This is a genomic window from Achromobacter sp. LC458 (assembly GCF_001005835.2).
GTDB classification, from domain to species: Bacteria; Pseudomonadota; Gammaproteobacteria; order Burkholderiales; family Burkholderiaceae_B; genus Achromobacter; species Achromobacter spanius_B.
The window spans coordinates 1-16,082 of the sequence record NZ_LBHW02000071.1 but is presented as its reverse complement, the minus strand read 5'-3'; the positions used below and the strand labels follow the sequence as shown (position 1 = coordinate 16,082).

The 16,082-nt window shown below is 63.9% G+C and carries 14 protein-coding genes; 10 read left to right on the top strand and 4 right to left on the bottom strand.

The features are described from left to right. On the top strand, nucleotides 1-1,516 hold a 1,516-nt coding region (locus YH64_RS29195), incomplete at its 5' end, for a DHA2 family efflux MFS transporter permease subunit (protein WP_143215605.1). An 86-nt stretch (nucleotides 1,517-1,602) separates the two neighbouring features. Here the strand turns inward: YH64_RS29195 and YH64_RS29190 are convergent. From YH64_RS29190 to YH64_RS29180, 3 genes are all read right to left on the bottom strand, one after another. Then, nucleotides 1,603-2,580, bottom strand: coding sequence for a hypothetical protein (locus tag YH64_RS29190; RefSeq protein ID WP_046807827.1), 978 nt, complete (start codon nucleotides 2,578-2,580; stop codon nucleotides 1,603-1,605). A gap of 35 nt (nucleotides 2,581-2,615) precedes the next feature. Continuing rightward, entirely contained in the window at nucleotides 2,616-3,683 is a 1,068-nt protein-coding gene (locus tag YH64_RS29185; protein WP_046807828.1) for a tartrate dehydrogenase, read from the bottom strand. A 128-nt stretch (nucleotides 3,684-3,811) separates the two neighbouring features. After that, entirely contained in the window at nucleotides 3,812-5,341 is a 1,530-nt protein-coding gene (locus tag YH64_RS29180) for a helicase HerA-like C-terminal domain-containing protein (protein ID WP_046807829.1), read from the bottom strand. A gap of 161 nt (nucleotides 5,342-5,502) precedes the next feature. On the opposite strand from YH64_RS29180, the gene YH64_RS29175 reads away from it, so the two are divergent. The 7 genes from YH64_RS29175 to YH64_RS29145 all read left to right on the top strand — a co-directional run bounded on the left by YH64_RS29175 (nucleotide 5,503) and on the right by YH64_RS29145 (nucleotide 10,801). After that, a complete protein-coding gene (locus YH64_RS29175; RefSeq protein WP_046807830.1) occupies nucleotides 5,503-6,234 on the top strand; it encodes a YebC/PmpR family DNA-binding transcriptional regulator in 732 nt (243 codons plus the stop codon). 126 nt (nucleotides 6,235-6,360) lie between these two features. Then, on the top strand, nucleotides 6,361-7,668 hold the full coding sequence (gene purD, locus YH64_RS29170; RefSeq protein ID WP_104145737.1) for a phosphoribosylamine--glycine ligase: 1,308 nt from the start codon (nucleotides 6,361-6,363) through the stop codon (nucleotides 7,666-7,668). Between the two features lie 11 nt (nucleotides 7,669-7,679). Then, nucleotides 7,680-8,591, top strand: coding sequence for an oxygen-dependent coproporphyrinogen oxidase (gene hemF, locus YH64_RS29165; protein WP_046807832.1), 912 nt, complete (start codon nucleotides 7,680-7,682; stop codon nucleotides 8,589-8,591). Continuing rightward, on the top strand, nucleotides 8,588-9,175 hold the full coding sequence (gene nadD, locus YH64_RS29160; protein ID WP_046807833.1) for a nicotinate (nicotinamide) nucleotide adenylyltransferase: 588 nt from the start codon (nucleotides 8,588-8,590) through the stop codon (nucleotides 9,173-9,175). Before hemF ends, nadD begins: the two co-directional genes overlap by 4 nt. Nucleotides 9,176-9,249: 74 nt before the next feature. Further along, nucleotides 9,250-9,654, top strand: coding sequence for a ribosome silencing factor (gene rsfS / locus YH64_RS29155; protein WP_046807834.1), 405 nt, complete (start codon nucleotides 9,250-9,252; stop codon nucleotides 9,652-9,654). 9 nt (nucleotides 9,655-9,663) lie between these two features. After that, nucleotides 9,664-10,134 carry a 23S rRNA (pseudouridine(1915)-N(3))-methyltransferase RlmH gene (gene rlmH / locus YH64_RS29150; RefSeq protein ID WP_006218506.1) on the top strand — a complete coding sequence of 157 codons (471 nt, stop codon included), beginning with the start codon at nucleotides 9,664-9,666 and terminating at the stop codon, nucleotides 10,132-10,134. A 40-nt stretch (nucleotides 10,135-10,174) separates the two neighbouring features. Further along, nucleotides 10,175-10,801: a nucleoside triphosphate pyrophosphatase gene (locus YH64_RS29145; RefSeq protein WP_120154591.1), complete on the top strand. Its 627-nt coding sequence runs from the start codon at nucleotides 10,175-10,177 to the stop codon at nucleotides 10,799-10,801. Nucleotides 10,802-10,923: 122 nt separating this feature from the next. On the opposite strand, the gene YH64_RS29140 is transcribed toward YH64_RS29145, so the two are convergent. Then, nucleotides 10,924-12,276 carry a dicarboxylate/amino acid:cation symporter gene (locus tag YH64_RS29140; protein WP_046807836.1) on the bottom strand — a complete coding sequence of 451 codons (1,353 nt, stop codon included), beginning with the start codon at nucleotides 12,274-12,276 and terminating at the stop codon, nucleotides 10,924-10,926. Nucleotides 12,277-12,681: 405 nt separating this feature from the next. On the opposite strand from YH64_RS29140, the gene YH64_RS29135 reads away from it, so the two are divergent. Together YH64_RS29135 and YH64_RS29130 are read left to right on the top strand one after the other, a co-directional pair. Next, nucleotides 12,682-14,538 carry an ATP-binding protein gene (locus tag YH64_RS29135; protein WP_046807837.1) on the top strand — a complete coding sequence of 619 codons (1,857 nt, stop codon included), beginning with the start codon at nucleotides 12,682-12,684 and terminating at the stop codon, nucleotides 14,536-14,538. Further along, a complete protein-coding gene (locus YH64_RS29130) occupies nucleotides 14,535-15,941 on the top strand; it encodes a sigma-54 dependent transcriptional regulator (protein ID WP_082134697.1) in 1,407 nt (468 codons plus the stop codon). The genes YH64_RS29135 and YH64_RS29130 overlap by 4 nt, the downstream gene beginning before the upstream one ends. The last annotated feature ends 141 nt before the right edge of the window (nucleotides 15,942-16,082 follow it).

The window sequence follows — 16,082 nt, the reverse complement described above, 5'->3', positions numbered from 1 at the left end:
CGGGTCCATCGCGCTGTCCACGGCGGTGTTCATGAACGTGCTGGACACGTCGATTGCGAACGTGTCCATCCCCACGATTTCCGGCGACCTGGGCGTGAGCACCAGCCAGGGCACCTGGGTCATTACGTCGTTCGCCGTTGCCAACGCCATCACGGTGCCCTTGACCGGGTGGCTGACTCAGCGTTTCGGGCAGGTGCGCCTGTTCCTGATCTCGACGTTGCTGTTCGTGCTGGCCTCGTGGCTGTGCGGCTTTGCGCCGTCGCTGGAAGCGCTGATCGCGTTTCGGGTGTTGCAGGGCGCGGTGGCCGGGCCGATGATTCCGCTGTCGCAAACGCTGATGCTGGCCAGCTTCCCCAAGTCCAAGGCGGGCATGGCGCTGGCGGTGTGGTCCATGACCACGCTGGTCGCGCCCGTGGCAGGGCCGCTGCTGGGGGGCTGGATTTCCGACAACTACACCTGGCCGTGGATCTTCTACATCAACGTCCCGGTGGGCTTGCTGGCCGCCTGGATCAGCTGGCGCATCTACGGCAACCGCGAATCGGTCACGCGCAAGCTGCCCATCGACAAGCTGGGCCTGGTGTTGCTGGTGGTCTGGGTGGGCGCGCTGCAAATCATGCTGGACAAGGGCAAGGAACTGGATTGGTTCGCCAGCCCGACCATCATCGCGCTGGCGGCGACGGCCTTTGTGGCGTTCGTATTCTTCCTGATCTGGGAATTGACCGACGCCCACCCGGTGGTGGACTTGCGCCTGTTCAAGGTCCGCAACTTCACCGTGGGCGCACTGACCTTGGCCGTGGCTTACGGCGTGTTCTTCGGCAACGTGGTGCTGCTGCCGCTGTGGCTGCAAAGCAATATGGGCTACACCGCCACCTACGCCGGCCTGGTGACCGCGCCGGTGGGGCTGCTGGCCATCTTGCTGACGCCTATCGTCGGCAAGATGCTGGCCACGCGCGACCCGCGCCAGATCGTGACCGTGGCGTTCCTGATCTTCGCGCTGGTGTGCTTCATGCGGTCCGGGTTCAACACGCAGACCGACGTGCGCACGCTGATGCTGCCCACTATCATCCAGGGCGCGGCAATGGCGGCGTTCTTCGTGCCGCTGACGTCCATCACGCTGTCCAGCATCGAACCCTGGCGCATACCCGCTGCGTCGGGCCTGTCAAACTTCCTGCGGCTGACGGCGGGCGCGTTCGGCACGTCTATCGCCACCACGCTGTGGGAAAACCGCGCCACCATGCACCACTCGCAGCTGACCGAAATTGCCAAGCCCGGCCAGCAGGCTTTCGACCAGACGGTCAACACGTTGCAAAACGGCCTGGGCGTGTCGCATCAGCAGGCCTTGAGCATGGTTGACGGCCTGATCAACGCGCAGGCGTTCACGATGTCGGCGGTGGACGTGTTCTATGCGTCGGCCGTCATCTTCCTGATGCTGACGGGCCTGGTCTGGTTTGCGCGCCCCCGTTCGTCCAAGGCAGGGGACGGCGGTGCAGCGGAAGCGGCGGCAGGCGCGCACTGACGCCGCGCCGGGCCGCGGTGAAATAAAAAGGGCGCCAGCGATTTCGCTGGCGCCCTTTTTTTTACCCGGCGGTTGGCCGTGCGCGACTATGGCATGTTCAGCGCGTCCGGTTTCAAGAACGCCTGCCAATCGCGCCGTTCGATGATGTCGGCCGACAAGGCGCTGACGGGCGACAGGTTGAATACCGACACGCCGCGCGCTCGCCACTGCGCGGCGGCAAACCGGAACGACGGTTCAATCAGGTGCGCGAAATTGCGCGCCAGTCGGCTGGTCTGGGGACGGCCGCCCTCGTCATAAAAGCGCAGCCCATTTTGCACGGTAAGGTCCAGCCCGTGCACGAACACCTGCCGCGCCCCGCCTGAGACCAGCACCTGCAAGGCCGCGTAGGCCACGGTGTCGGCGTCGAACACGCCTAGCGATGCGTCAAAGCTGTAGCCCAGCCCCTGCTTGGCGTCCAGCAATTGCACGTCCGGCGTGGCGGCGGCAATCCGCTTGAGCACGGCGGGCGCCGCGCTGCGCTGGTAGGCGCGTTCGGAGATCATTTCAATAATGCAGATGCGGCAGCGGATCTGGTCCTGCGGGATGCCCTGCATGATGTAGCGCAGCACTTCCGGGAAGACGTACAGCGTCAGGTCGCGGGAGACGATTTCGCGCACCAGTTCAATGCGTTCCCGCACGAAATTCTGGTCGATGATGCAGTAGTACTTGAACGGAAGATCAAACTTGCGGGCCAGCGCGATGGCGCCATTCACGCCCATCGCCACGCGTATGTCCAGCTGGTCGTACGGAATCTGGGCGACCGACGGGCCGCTCAGGATCAAGTGCACCGTTTCGTCGGCGCGGTCGTACCCTTGCGACAAGGGCGTCAAGGGCAACGCCCGGCCAAAGGCACGGAAGCCGCAAATGGCGCCCGTGCGGTCACGCCAGATCCGCACGAAGGGCCACAGATGCTGGTTATGCCGTTGCGTGCGCGAACGCAGCAAACGGAAAAGCTTGCGCACGAAGCGGTCGGCACGGCCACCGCCCACGTGGGCGGCGGAAGTGGGAGAGATTAATTGTTCCATCAACTAGCCTGATTGGCCGTACCCGCTTAATGCGTTCAACCGGCAGAAATCAGCGACGCAATGGCGTTGCCGACGTCGACGGTCGACGCGGTGCCCTTCATGTCCCGTGTGCGCGGACCCTCCGCCAACACGGTTTCGATTGCCTTCACCACCGCTTCCGATGCCTGCGGGTAACCCAGGAAATCAAGCATCAGCGCGCCGCTCCAGATTTGCCCGATCGGGTTGGCGACGCCCTTGCCGTAGATGTCCGGGGCCGATCCATGAACCGGCTCGAACAAGGACGGGAACTTGCGCTCGGGGTTCAGGTTCGCGGACGGCGCGATACCGATCGTGCCCGTGCAAGCCGGCCCAAGGTCGGAAAGAATGTCGCCAAACAAATTCGAAGCCACCACCACGTCGAACCAATCCGGGTGCTGCACGAAGTGCGCGCACAGGATATCGATGTGGTATTTGTCCCAACGCACGTCCGGATAGTTCCCGGCGATGTCGGCAACGCGCTCGTCCCACCACGGCATGGAAATCGAAATGCCATTGGATTTGGTGGCAGCGGTCAGGTGCTTGCCGCGCTTTTGGGCAAGCTCGAATGCAAACTTCAGCACGCGGTCCGCACCGATACGCGTGAACACGCTTTCCTGAATGACGACTTCGCGCTCGGTGCCCTCGAACAGACGGCCACCGCTATTGGAGTATTCGCCTTCGGTGTTTTCGCGGACGATGAAGAAATCGATGTCGCCGGGCTTGCGATCCGCCAGCGGCGAGGGCACGCCGGGCATCAGGCGCACTGGTCGCAAATTGATGTATTGATCAAATTCGCGACGGAATTTGAACAGCGAGCCCCACAGCGCCTCGTGGTCGGGCACGGTGGCGGGCCAGCCAATCGAACCGAAGAAAATGGCCTCGTGTTGGCCGATTTGCGCCTTCCAGTCGTCCGGCATCATCTTGCCGTGCTGGGCGTAATAGTCGCAGCTCCAGTCGAAATGATCCCACTGGAATTCGATGCCGAAGCGCTTGGCCACGGCATCCAGCACCTTCAAGCCTTCCGGCACGACCTCCTTGCCAATCCCGTCTCCTGGAATCACCGCAATCTTGTGTTTCTTAGCCACCACGTTTCCTTAAGTTTTCCTTTGATAGACCGCCCAGAATCATAGGCATAAACGACCCCGGCGCAACACCCCCCGTTACAAAACGGTGGTGCCGCGCAGCCTGCAACGTCGAGGATGCCCCGGGCGATTCAGCGCCGGGTCTTTGAGCCCAGCAGCGACCCGAGGATGCCACGTGTCAGTTCACGCGCGATGGACCGGGCCGTACTTTTGGCCATGGTCTGGACAACGCCGTCGCGCTTGCCGCCCCGTGGGCCGGTAGAGCCAAACAGCACGTCGTTCAGACGGCCCATCAGGCCGCCGCCCGCCTCGTCGGCCGGGGCCGGCGCATCGGGTTCAGCGCGCGTATTGCGGCCGGCCGTGGCCGGCGGGTCCGCGGGGACGGCGGCGCGCCCGGCAAGCACCTCATAGGCGGATTCCCGGTCGATGGCCTTTTCATACTTGGCGGCCATGGGGCTGCCCTGGCGCAACGCCTGGCGTTCGGCGTCGGTAGCCGGGCCGATGCGGCTGGCAGGCGGCACGATGTAGGCGCGCTCGGTGGGCAAGGGGCGCCCCTTGGCGTCCAGCAACGACACCAGCGCTTCGCCTACGCCCAATTCGGTAATGGCGGCTTCGATGTCCAGCCCCGGGTTGGGGCGCATGGTTTGCGCGGCAGTCTTGACGGCCTTCTGATCGCGCGGCGTGAAAGCCCGCAGCGCGTGCTGCACGCGATTGCCCAGCTGCCCCAGCACGGTATCGGGAATATCCAGCGGATTTTGCGTCACGAAGTAGACGCCCACCCCCTTGGAGCGCACCAGCCGCACCACTTGTTCGATCTTGTTCAGCAACGCGGCAGGCGCATCGTTGAACAGCAGGTGCGCTTCATCAAAAAAGAACACCAGCTTGGGCTGATCCATGTCGCCCACTTCGGGCAACTTTTCGTACAGGTCGGCCAACAACCACAGCAGGAAGATGGCGTACAGGCGCGGGGCCTGCATCAGCTTGTCGGCGGCCAGCACGTTGACCATGCCGCGGCCTTGCGCGTCCGTACGCATCAGGTCGGCGACGTCCAGCATGGGCTCGCCAAAGAACTTTTCAGCGCCCTGCGATTCCAGCGCCAGCAGGCCGCGCTGGATGGCGCCGACGCTGGCCGACGAAACGTTGCCGTAGCGGGTCTTGAGCTCGGCCGAGCGGTCCGCCACGTTTTGCAGCATGGCGCGCAGGTCTTTCAGGTCCAACAACAATTGGCCTTCGTCGTCAGCCACCTTGAACACCAGCGTCAGCACCCCTTCCTGCGTGTCGTTCAGTTCCAGGATGCGCGACAGCAGCAGCGGGCCCATATCGGTAATGGTGGCTCGCACCGGCTGGCCTTGCTCGCCAAAGACGTCCCAGAGGGTGACGGGGCTGGCTCCCCAGACGGGCTCGTCCAGCCCCAGGCTTTTCAGGCGTTCGGCCAGCTTGGGGCTGGCCGCCCCCGCCTGCGAAATACCGGTCAGGTCACCCTTGACGTCGGCCATGAACACCGGCGTGCCGATACGGGAAAAGGATTCCGCCAGCACTTGCAGGGTGACGGTTTTGCCCGTGCCGGTGGCCCCGGTAATGCAACCGTGCCGGTTGGCCAGGGCGGGCAGCAGCGCGAGCTCGGTCTGGGCGTTTTTGGCGATGACGATGGGGTTGGGCATGGGGCAGCGCTCCGGACCGGGAAGCTAAAGGATGCCCAAGTGTAGAGCCTGCCGCGCGGCTTGTGCGCGTGGCAATATCGACACAGGCAGCCCTGCCCCGGGCGCTAGGCCCGTCGGCACGGTAAAATGCTTTTTTTGCAGCCAATTTATCCTGGGAAGCCATGGCCGGACACAGCAAATGGGCCAATATTCAGCACCGCAAAGGGCGCCAAGACGCCAAGCGCGGAAAGCTCTGGACCAAGATCATTCGTGAAATTACCGTGGCGGCGCGCGCCGGCGGCGCCGACCCGGACAGCAACCCGCGTCTGCGCATGGCGTGGGACAAGGCGACCGACGCCAACATGCCCAAGGACAACATCCAGCGCGCCATCCAGCGCGGCGCCGGCGGTGCCGACGGCGACGCCTACGAGGAAGTCCGCTACGAAGGCTACGGCATCGGCGGCGCGGCGGTCATCGTCGACTGCATGACCGACAACCGCACCCGCACCGTGGCTGAAGTTCGCCACGCGTTTGCCAAGAACGGCGGCAACCTGGGCCAGGAAGGCTCGGTGGCGTTCATGTTCAAGCACTGCGGCCAGTTCGTATTCGCTCCGGGCACGCCCGAAGACAAAGTCATGGAAGCCGCATTGGATGCGGGCGCCGAAGACGTCACGACCGACGAAGAAGGCGTGATCGAAGTCGTTTGCGCGCCGGCCGACTACGCTGCCGTACGCAAGGCGTTTGACGACGCGGGCCTGAAGGCGGAAGTGGACGGCATCGTCATGAAGGCGCTGAACGAAACCGAGCTGGCAGGCGAAGACGCCATCAAGATGCAAAAACTGCTCGACGCCCTGGAAGGCCTGGACGACGTGCAGGAAGTCTATACCACCGTCATTTTCGACGAAGCGCAGTAAATCCCACGGTTTCAGCACGTCGACGGCCCCGGCCGCCGCCGCGCTGGAATGTGAAACGGCCCCGGGTGGTCCCGGGTCCGTCGCCTTCTCCACGGGCTAGAGTGGCAACCTTCAGAATCACGCAACATGAAACTCCTGGTAATTGGCTCGGGCGGCCGCGAACATGCCCTCGCCTGGCGGCTGGCCCGCTCCCCGCGCGTACACAAGGTGTTCGTCGCGCCGGGTAACGGCGGCACGCAACGGGCCGAGCAGATGGAAAACATCCCGCTGACCAATGCCGAGGAGCTGGCCGATTTCGTCCAGCGCGAAGGAATCGCCCTGACGGTCGTCGGCCCGGAAGCGCCGCTGGCCTCGGGCGTCGTGGACGTGTTCCGTGCGCGTGGCCTGAAGATCTTCGGCCCCACCAAGGCCGCCGCGCAGCTGGAAAGCTCGAAGGACTACGCCAAGGCCTTCATGGTCCGGCACAACATCCCGACCGCGCGCTATGCCACCTTTACCGACCCGGTCCAGGCACACGCCTATATCGACCAGGAAGGCGCCCCCATCGTCATCAAGGCTGACGGCCTGGCGGCCGGCAAGGGCGTTGTGGTCGCGGCCACACTGGAAGAGGCCCACGCCGCCGTTGACGCCATGCTGGGCGACGGCTCGATGGGCGCCGCGGGCGCTCGCGTCGTCATCGAAGAATGCCTGGTGGGCGAAGAAGCCAGTTTCATCGTCATGTGCGACGGCCGCAACGTGCTGGCGCTGGCCACCAGCCAGGACCACAAGCGCCTGCAAGACGGCGACCAGGGCCCGAACACCGGCGGCATGGGCGCGTATTCGCCCGCGCCGATCGTTACGCCCGAACTGCACCACCGCATCATGCGCGAAATCATCCTGCCGACCGTGCAGGGCATGACGCGCGACGGCATTCCGTATACCGGTTTTTTGTACGCGGGCCTGATGATCGCCCCGGGCGATGACCCCGACCGCGAGATCAAGACGCTGGAATTCAACTGCCGCATGGGCGACCCGGAAACGCAGCCCATCATGATGCGCGTCAAGAGCGATCTGCTGGACGCGCTTGAGCACGCCGTGGACGGCACGCTGAACCAGGCCGATATCGTCTGGGACCGCCGCACCGCGCTGGGCGTGGTGCTGGCCTCGCACAATTACCCGAATACTCCGCGCACCGGCGACGTCATCCGCGGCCTGCCCGCGGATGCCGAGGACTGCATGGTGTTCCACGCCGCCACCGAACTGACCGGCGAAGAAACCAAGACCACCGGCGGCCGCGTGCTGTGCGTTACGGCACTGGGCGATTCGGTCAAGATGGCGCGCGACCGCGTGTACGAAGCCATCGACGGCATCCATTTCGATGGCCGCCAATACCGTAGCGATATCGGCTGGCGCGCCCTGAAGCCGTCGCAACAGAAACCGAAGTCCAACGCGTAAGCGGAAAGCCGATGAACGCCTTGCCCGTCGCCACTGTCCGCGATTACCTCACCGGCCTTCAGGCGCGTATCGTCCAGGCGCTGGAAGCTGCGGAAGGCGGCCCGTTCCGTGCTGACGAATGGGTCCGGCCCGAGGGCGGCGGCGGGCTGTCGCGGCTGCTGGAAGGCGGCCAGCTGTTCGAACGCGCGGGCGTGCTGTTCAGCCACGTCAAGGGCACCAAGCTGCCCCCGTCGGCCAGCGCCCACCGCCCCGAGCTTGCCGGCCGCGCCTGGGAAGCGATGGGCGTGTCGATGGTGCTGCACCCCCGCAACCCGTACGTGCCCACCACCCACATGAACGTGCGCATGTTCGTGGCGGCGGCCCGGCCCGGGCATGACGAAGCCGACATCTTCTGGTTCGGCGGCGGCATTGACCTGACCCCGTATTACCCGTTTGAAGAAGACGCGCGCCATTTCCATACGGTGTGCCGCGACGCACTGGCCAGCCACGGCCCGGACTACTATCCGCGCTACAAGCGCTGGTGCGACGAATACTTCTACCTGAAGCATCGCAACGAAACGCGCGGCATCGGCGGCATTTTCTTTGACGACCTGAACGCGCCGGGCTTTGACGCCTCGTTCGCCTTGACGCGGTCGGTAGGCGACGCGTTCCTGCACAGCTATCTGCCCATCGTCGAACGTCGGCGCGGCATGGCCTACACAGAGCGCGAGCGCGATTTCCAGGCGTACCGCCGTGGCCGCTACGTGGAATTCAACCTGGTGTTCGATCGCGGCACGCTGTTTGGCCTGCAATCGGGCGGCCGCACCGAATCCATCCTGCTGTCCATGCCGCCCATGGCGCAGTGGCGCTACGACTGGCACCCGGAACCGGGCTCGCCCGAAGCCGAGCTCGCGCCGTACCTGACGCCGCGGGATTGGGTTTGAAGCGCATCGGCCTTCTGGGCGGCAGCTTCGACCCCGTCCACGTCGCCCACGTCGCGCTGGCGCAAAACGCCCTGTCCACACTGGATCTGGCCGCCGTGGAACTGATCCCGGCGGGCAATCCCTGGCAGCGCGCCGCCCTGCATGCCACCGGCGAACAACGCCGCGACATGCTTGAACTGGCCATTGCCGGCCATGACGGGCTGGTCGTCAACCCAATCGAAATCGAACGAAGCGGCCCCACTTACACGATCGACACATTGCGCGCCCTGCCCTCGGGCGCGCGCTATGTCTGGCTGCTGGGTGCCGACCAGCTTGCCAATTTCTGCACTTGGCGCAGTTGGCGCGACATTGCCAGCCTGGTGGACCTGGCCGTGGCCACCCGCCCCGGCACGGCGTTGACGCCGCCGGCGGAACTGACGGCCTGGCTGCAAGAACAAGGCCACTGCCTGGAAGAACTGCCCTTTGCCCCGATGGCGGTGTCCGCATCCGACATCCGCCGCCGGCTGGCCGCGGGCGAGTCCACGGACGGCCTGCTGGCCCCTTCGGTCGCCGCCTATATTGCGGCGCACCAACTTTACCGATAAACCCACACCCGCCGGGCGCTGAAAGCGCCACGGAGCCGGCATCCGCCGTCCGTCCGCGGGTTATATTTGCAGCTATGGATATAACGAAACTCCAACGCGCCGTCATCGATGCCCTCGAAGACGTCAAGGCGCAAGACATCAAGGTCTACAACACCACGCATCTGACAAGCTTGTTCGATCGCGTCGTGATTGCCAGCGCCACCTCCAACCGCCAAACCCGGGCCCTGGCTTCAAGCGTGGCCGACCGTGGCCGCGCACTTGAACTGACCGGCATCACCATCGAAGGTGAAGACACCGGTGAATGGGTCGTCGTCGACCTGGGCGACATGGTCGTGCACATCATGCAGCCCGCGATTCGCCAGTACTACAACCTGGAAGAAATCTGGGGCGGCAAGCCGGTCCGAGTGAAGCTGCTGCCGGAGTCGACCCGCGTAGCGCCGATCCCCACCGACAGCGGCTACGACGACGCCGAAGCCTGAGTTCCAGCCGTGAAATTGATCGTTGCGGCGGTGGGAACGCGTATGCCGGACTGGGTCGAGACGGCCTGGGCCGACTACGCCAAGCGCCTGCCCGCCGATTGCGCGCTGGAACTGCGCGAGATCAAACCCGAACCGCGTACCACCGGCAAAACGCCAGCCCAGATGATGGCTGCAGAAGCCAAACGCATCGAAGCCGCGCTGCCGCCAGGCGCGCTACGCCTGGCCCTGGACGAGCGCGGCCGCGACCTGACCACGATGGCCCTGTCGCAAAAGCTGGAACAATGGCGAGCCGGTGGCCAGGACGTCGCCTTCCTCGTCGGCGGGCCAGATGGCCTGGACGCCGACCTGAAGGCCTCGTGCAGCGGTCAGCTACGCTTGTCGTCGTTGACCTTGCCCCATCCGATGGTCCGCGTGGTGTTAGCCGAACAGCTCTATCGCGCCTGGGCCATCATGACCAACCACCCCTACCACCGCGCCTGACCGCCGGCCGGGCAGCGCCCCATTTTTTACGCGTTCACGCATGTCTCACACCGCCGACACCGACGCTTCCCCCGCCCGCCTTTACCTGGCATCGGCCAGCCCCAGGCGGCGCGAACTGCTAGCGCAGATCGGTCTTGCGCACAAAGTCTTGCTTGTGCCTGCCCCCCCGGGGGAAGACGAACCCCAACACGAAGGTGAAAGCGCCGCCGACTACGTGCAGCGCACCGCCCGTGACAAGGCGCTGCGCGGCCGCGACTGGATGCACGACCACGCACTGCCCGACCTGCCGCTACTGGCCGCCGACACCACTGTCATTCTGAATGGCGCCGTGCTGGGCAAGCCCGCCGATCGTGAAGACGCCTTCCGGATTCTGCGTGCCTTGTCCGGTTCGGTGCACGAGGTGCACACGGCGGTGGCGGTATGCGCGGGCGGGCAGTTGCTTGAAGCCGTGTCCATCACCCAGGTTCAGATGCGCGAACTGGGCGACGACGAAATCGGCCGCTACTGCGACAGCGGCGAGCCCTACGGCAAGGCGGGCGCGTACGGCATTCAGGGGCTGGCCGGCGCCTTTATCTCGCACATCTCCGGCAGCTATACGGGTGTGATGGGTTTGCCACTATTCGAAACGGCAAACCTGCTGCGAACAGCGGGCATTCACGTGCCCTGAACCGGCATCGCATTGCCGATTGGCTAGGCCCGTCCCGCAGCGCCTAAAAAAATCCCCCGCATGTCGCAACCGACGCGGGGGATTTTTCATAGCGAGACGTGCTTTAGCTAAGGCCTCAGGCCTCAGGCCGTGTGGCTGATCGCCGCATGCGTTTCCGGCGCAGGCATGTCGCCGGCCGGTCCACCGGCCATAGGCTGGCCGTCCAACGCGGCGTGCAATTGCTCTTGATCCAGCTCGCCCTCCCAGCGGGCCACCACGACGGCGGCGGTAGCGTTACCCACCAGGTTGGTCAATGCGCGGCATTCGGACATAAAGCGGTCCACGCCAAGGATCAGCGTCATCCCGGCGATCGGCACCGACGGCACCACCGACAAGGTGGCAGCCAAGGTAATGAAGCCGGCGCCGGTCACGCCCGCCGCACCCTTGGAGCTGAGCATGGCAACCGCCAGCAGCAAAATCTGGTCGCCCAACGACAGCGGAATGTCGCAGGCCTGGGCGATGAACAGCGCGGCCATCGTCATGTAGATGTTGGTGCCGTCCAGATTGAACGAGTATCCCGTGGGCACTACCAGCCCGACCACCGACTTGGAACAGCCGGCGCGTTCCATCTTCTGCATCAGCGTGGGCAGCGCGGCTTCCGATGAACTCGTGCCCAGCACCAACAGCAATTCTTCGCGGATGTAGCGCACCAGCTTCAGAATCGAAAAACCGTTGTAGCGGGCAACCAGGCCCAGCACCACGACGACGAACAGGACCGAGGTCGCGTAGAACGTGCCGACCAGCATGGCCAGGTTCACGACCGACTTGATGCCGTACTTGCCGATGGTGAACGCCATCGCGCCGAATGCACCGATGGGCGCGGCCTTCATCAAAATGGCGACCAGCTTGAAAATCGGCTGGGCCAATGCGGTCATGAAGTTCAGGATCGGCTTGCCGCGCTCGCCCACCATGGCCAGCGAAATGCCGAACAGCACCGCCACGAACAACACCTGAAGAATGTCCCCGCCCACGAATGGGCTGAAGATCGTCGTCGGGATGATGTTCATCAGGAAGCCGGTGATGGTCGAATCATGGGCCTTGGCCACGAAATTCGCCACGGCCTTCTGGTCCAGGGTGCTGGGGTCGATATGCATGCCCGCGCCCGGCTGGACGATATGGCTGACCACCATGCCGATGATCAGCGCAAGCGTCGAGAAAATCAGAAAGTACAGCATGGCCTTGCCGGCCACGCGTCCAACCTTCTTCAGGTCGCTCATCGCCGCGATGCCCGAGGCCACGGTCAGGAAGATGACCGGTGCGATGATCATCTTGACCAGCTTGATGAAGGCGTCGCCCAGGGGTTGCATTTGCTGGCCGAGTTCAGGCTTGAACGCGCCCAGCAGCACCCCGATCACGATGGCGAAAATTACCTGCACGTACAGGATTTGATAGAACTTGAGCTTGCGCGCAGGCGCGCCTTGATCTACTTCGATCATCGGGATTTGTCCCCACCAATGCCCCTTGCCGCAACGGGCGACGGGGCGTTTTCTGTTTTATGGCAATGCGCAGTGGCCGCACGCCGATTTCACCGGGCGCGCGGAAAGCGGCTCGGCTTATGGCTACATACGCAAGACCCGTGCCAGGTCGTGGGCGGGCTATACATTGACGGCAAGTCATTGATTGTTAAAGGCTTCACCCGATTTCCGTTTGGTATGGGGCGAACCAAATGGCGGATAACCACACAGAATCAAGCTAGAATGTGCGGAAACCCGCACATCATGTCCAAAGCTCCTTCCTCTCGCGCCGCCCGCCCCACATCCTCTGCGAGTTCCGCGCATTCAAACCTGGCCTGGTCCCCCAGCCGCCCAGCGCCCCGGCCTTGGCGCGCGCGCGTGCTTGCCATGCTGGTCGTCATCGGCGTGGTGGCCGGGGTGTTGCAGGCGGCCACCGAGTGGGCGCGCGAGAACGCGATCAAAAGCGCCACGCTTCAAGCGCGTAGCGCGGGGCAGATCAACGCGGCCTTGCTGCGCAACAACCTCGACAAATTCCGCGCGCTGCCCTTTGTCTTGACCCGGGACGTGGACGTGCGCGCGGTGCTGCAAGGCGCCTCGGCCGCTCAGGTGGAATCGCTGGATGACAAGCTCGACACGCTGACGCGTGGCGTCGGCGCGTCGGCGATCTACCTGCTGGACAAGACGGGCTTGGCAATCGCAGCCAGCAATTGGCGAGAACCCGCCACCTTTGTCGGGGTGGACTATCAGTTTCGGCCGTACTTTCAAGGCGCGGTTGCCCGAGGCTCGGCAGAACATTTTGCGTTGGGAACGATCAGCCACGAAGCCGGGCTGTATCTGTCCCGTCGGGTGGACGACGCGCAAGGCGCCATGTTGGGTGTGATCGTCTTGAAGGTGGACTTTCGCGACCTGGAATCCGACTGGCGCCAATCCATCGCGCCCATCTTCGTCACGGACGAACATGGCGTGGTGCTGCTGGGCAGCGTGTCGGATTGGCGGTTCGACGTGTTGGCGCCGCTGTCTCCCGCCTTGGCACAGACGCTGCGCACCAGTCTCCAGTTCGGTGATGCCCGCTTTCAAACCTTGCCGCTGACGCCACCGCTGTCGTCCGTGGGCAATGGTCAGTTGGTACACACTGACGACGCCTTGCCGCAGATTCCAAAAGGCGCTCCGCTGCTGCATACAACGCTGCCGATCACCGAGTCTCCGGGTTGGACGCTGCACCTTTTGTCGCCAGTACAGGCCGCCATGAACCAGGCCACCGCCAACGCCCAAATGGCGGCACTGCTTGCGCTAAGCCTCTTGGCCGCGGCGCTGGGCATCGTGCTTTACCGGCGCCAGCGCAATCGCGAGCAAGCCCAGCAGCAAGCGGCCACGCAGGCTCAGCTGGCTGCACTGGTCGGCGAACGTACCGCGCAGCTTAGCGAACTCAATGAGCAGTTAATGGACGAGATGGACGAGCGGCAGCGGGCCGAAGCCCGCTTGCACACCATGCAGGACGAGCTGGTCCAGGCCAGTAAGCTGGCGCTGCTTGGCCAGGTGGCGGCGGGGGTGGCGCACGAGATCAATCAGCCCGTTGCGGCAATCCGCGCCTACGCCGACAACGCGACAGAATTTGTGCGCCGCGACGACATGGCTGCCGTCAATGAGAACCTGGGCACCATCGCCGCGTTGACAGAACGCATCGGCCACATCACCGGCGAACTGCGCGCATTCTCGCGCAAGGCGGGCACCTCAGTGGGGCCGACGAGCCTGAAGGACGCCATGGAAGGCGCACTGCTGCTGATCGGGCCGCGTGCGCGCAGGCAAGGGGTCACCCTGGTACGGCCGCCCGACGACCAGGATGTGCTGGTCCGTGCCGACCGCATTCGCCTCGAACAGGTGTTGGTGAATTTGCTGCAGAACGCAATGGAAGCGCTGGAAGGCGTTGCCGACGGCCGCGTGCTCGTAGCGCTGCAAGACCTGGGCGAAACGGTGCGGCTCTCGGTCAGCGACAACGGCCCCGGCCTTGCCGCCGACACGCGCGCACGCCTTTTCACGCCCTTCTACACGACAAAAGCGGAAGGCTTGGGTCTGGGGCTGGTGATATGCCGCGACATCGTCGCCGAATTCGGCGGCGACTTGTTGGCCGTGGACCCGAACGACCGCGCGTTTCCGCCTCTGCCCGGCGCCCTGGGCGGCGCCACTTTCATACTCACATTACGCAAGGCGCCCACCGCCCATTACCGGCCAGCCATTTCGCCATGAACCATCCTTCCGACACTTCCCCCTACGCGGTCGCGCCGCTTGACGACGGTCAGCCCGGCCCGCCGCATGTCGTTTTCATCGACGACGATGAAGACTTGCGCCGCGCCAACGTTCAGACATTGAAGTTGCATGGCATGACGGTAGACGCGCACAACTCGGCGCGCTCAGCACTTCCAACGCTGCATCGCGGGTTTGATGGCGTGGTGGTCACCGACATCCGCATGCCCGACATCGACGGGCTGCAATTATTCCGTCGCTTGCGCGACATCGATCCGGAGCTTCCCGTCATCTTGATCACCGGCCATGGCGATATCGCTACGGCGGTGCAGTGCATGCGCGATGGCGCCTATGACTTTTTGGCCAAGCCGTATGCGCCTGACCGGCTGACGACCGCCATCCTTCACGCTTCGGAAAAACGTCGCCTGGTGCTGGAGAATCGACGCCTGCGGGAGGCGGCGTTTGCCGTCGAGGCAGACGAGGTCCCGTTTATAGGCTCGACGCCGGCGATGCAACGTATCAAGGAAACGCTGCGCCACATCGCCGACGCAAATGTCGACGTACTCGTAGAGGGAGAGACGGGCACCGGCAAAGAAGTCGTCGCGACTGCGCTTCACCGCTTGAGCCGGCGCCGTCATCGTTCGCTGGTTGCGATCAATTGCGGCGCATTGCCGGAAAGCGTCATAGAAAGCGAGTTATTCGGTCACGAAGCCGGCGCCTTCACTGGCGCGCAGAAGAAACGCATTGGGCGCATCGAACACGCCAGCGGCGGGACTCTTTTCCTGGACGAGATCGAAAGCATGCCGTTGGCAGTACAGGTGAAGCTGCTGCGCGTGCTCGAATCACGCCAGATCACCCCGCTGGGCAGCAATGAGGTTCGCAACCTGGACTTGCGTGTGGTGGCAGCCACCAAGGAAGACCTGGGCGATCCCTCCATACGTGGCAAATTCCGGGAAGACCTTTTCTACCGGCTGAACGTCGTCACCATCCGCATTCCGCCCCTGCGCGAGCGCCGTGAGGACATTCCTCTGCTGTTCGCGCATTACCTTGGTCACGCGTCACGCCGCTTCCAGCGAGACATCCCGGACATACCAAGCTCAATCACCCAGCATGTGATGACACACGCGTGGCCCGGGAACGTGCGCGAGCTTGCGCACTTCGCGGAACGCCTGGTCCTGGGCGTCCCGGACACAGTGAAATCCAGCCCCGTTCCAGCGCCCGACAATAAGCAAACCCTGCCCGAGCGTATGGAGCAATTTGAAGCTCAGCTGATACGCGATGCGCTTCAAATCCATCAAGGCGACATCAAAGCCACGCTTGAATCGCTAGGTATTCCGCGCAAGACGTTCTACGACAAACTTCAGCGTCATGGCATAGACCGTCAGCAGTACTTGTCGGCGTCGTAATCACACTCGTGGTCCAACTAGCGGCGATAAACAGAAAAGCCCCGCTGCAAGCAGCGGGGCTTTTCTCATGAATTCTCAAACTAAAACTTAAACCAAAAACCAAAAAACAAAACCCCACAGGATTACCTGTGGGGTTTTGCA

Coding starts and splice junctions, on each gene's coding strand:
- YH64_RS29190 (WP_046807827.1), bottom strand. CDS start 2,580: ATGGAACAATTAATCTCTCCCACTTCCGCCGCCCACGTGGGCGGTGGC.
- YH64_RS29180 (WP_046807829.1), bottom strand. CDS start 5,341: ATGCCCAACCCCATCGTCATCGCCAAAAACGCCCAGACCGAGCTCGCG.
- YH64_RS29175 (WP_046807830.1), top strand. CDS start 5,503: ATGGCCGGACACAGCAAATGGGCCAATATTCAGCACCGCAAAGGGCGC.
- purD (WP_104145737.1), top strand. CDS start 6,361: ATGAAACTCCTGGTAATTGGCTCGGGCGGCCGCGAACATGCCCTCGCC.
- hemF (WP_046807832.1), top strand. CDS start 7,680: ATGAACGCCTTGCCCGTCGCCACTGTCCGCGATTACCTCACCGGCCTT.
- rsfS (WP_046807834.1), top strand. CDS start 9,250: ATGGATATAACGAAACTCCAACGCGCCGTCATCGATGCCCTCGAAGAC.
- YH64_RS29145 (WP_120154591.1), top strand. CDS start 10,175: ATGTCTCACACCGCCGACACCGACGCTTCCCCCGCCCGCCTTTACCTG.
- YH64_RS29140 (WP_046807836.1), bottom strand. CDS start 12,276: ATGATCGAAGTAGATCAAGGCGCGCCTGCGCGCAAGCTCAAGTTCTAT.
- YH64_RS29135 (WP_046807837.1), top strand. CDS start 12,682: ATGCTGGTCGTCATCGGCGTGGTGGCCGGGGTGTTGCAGGCGGCCACC.
- YH64_RS29130 (WP_082134697.1), top strand. CDS start 14,535: ATGAACCATCCTTCCGACACTTCCCCCTACGCGGTCGCGCCGCTTGAC.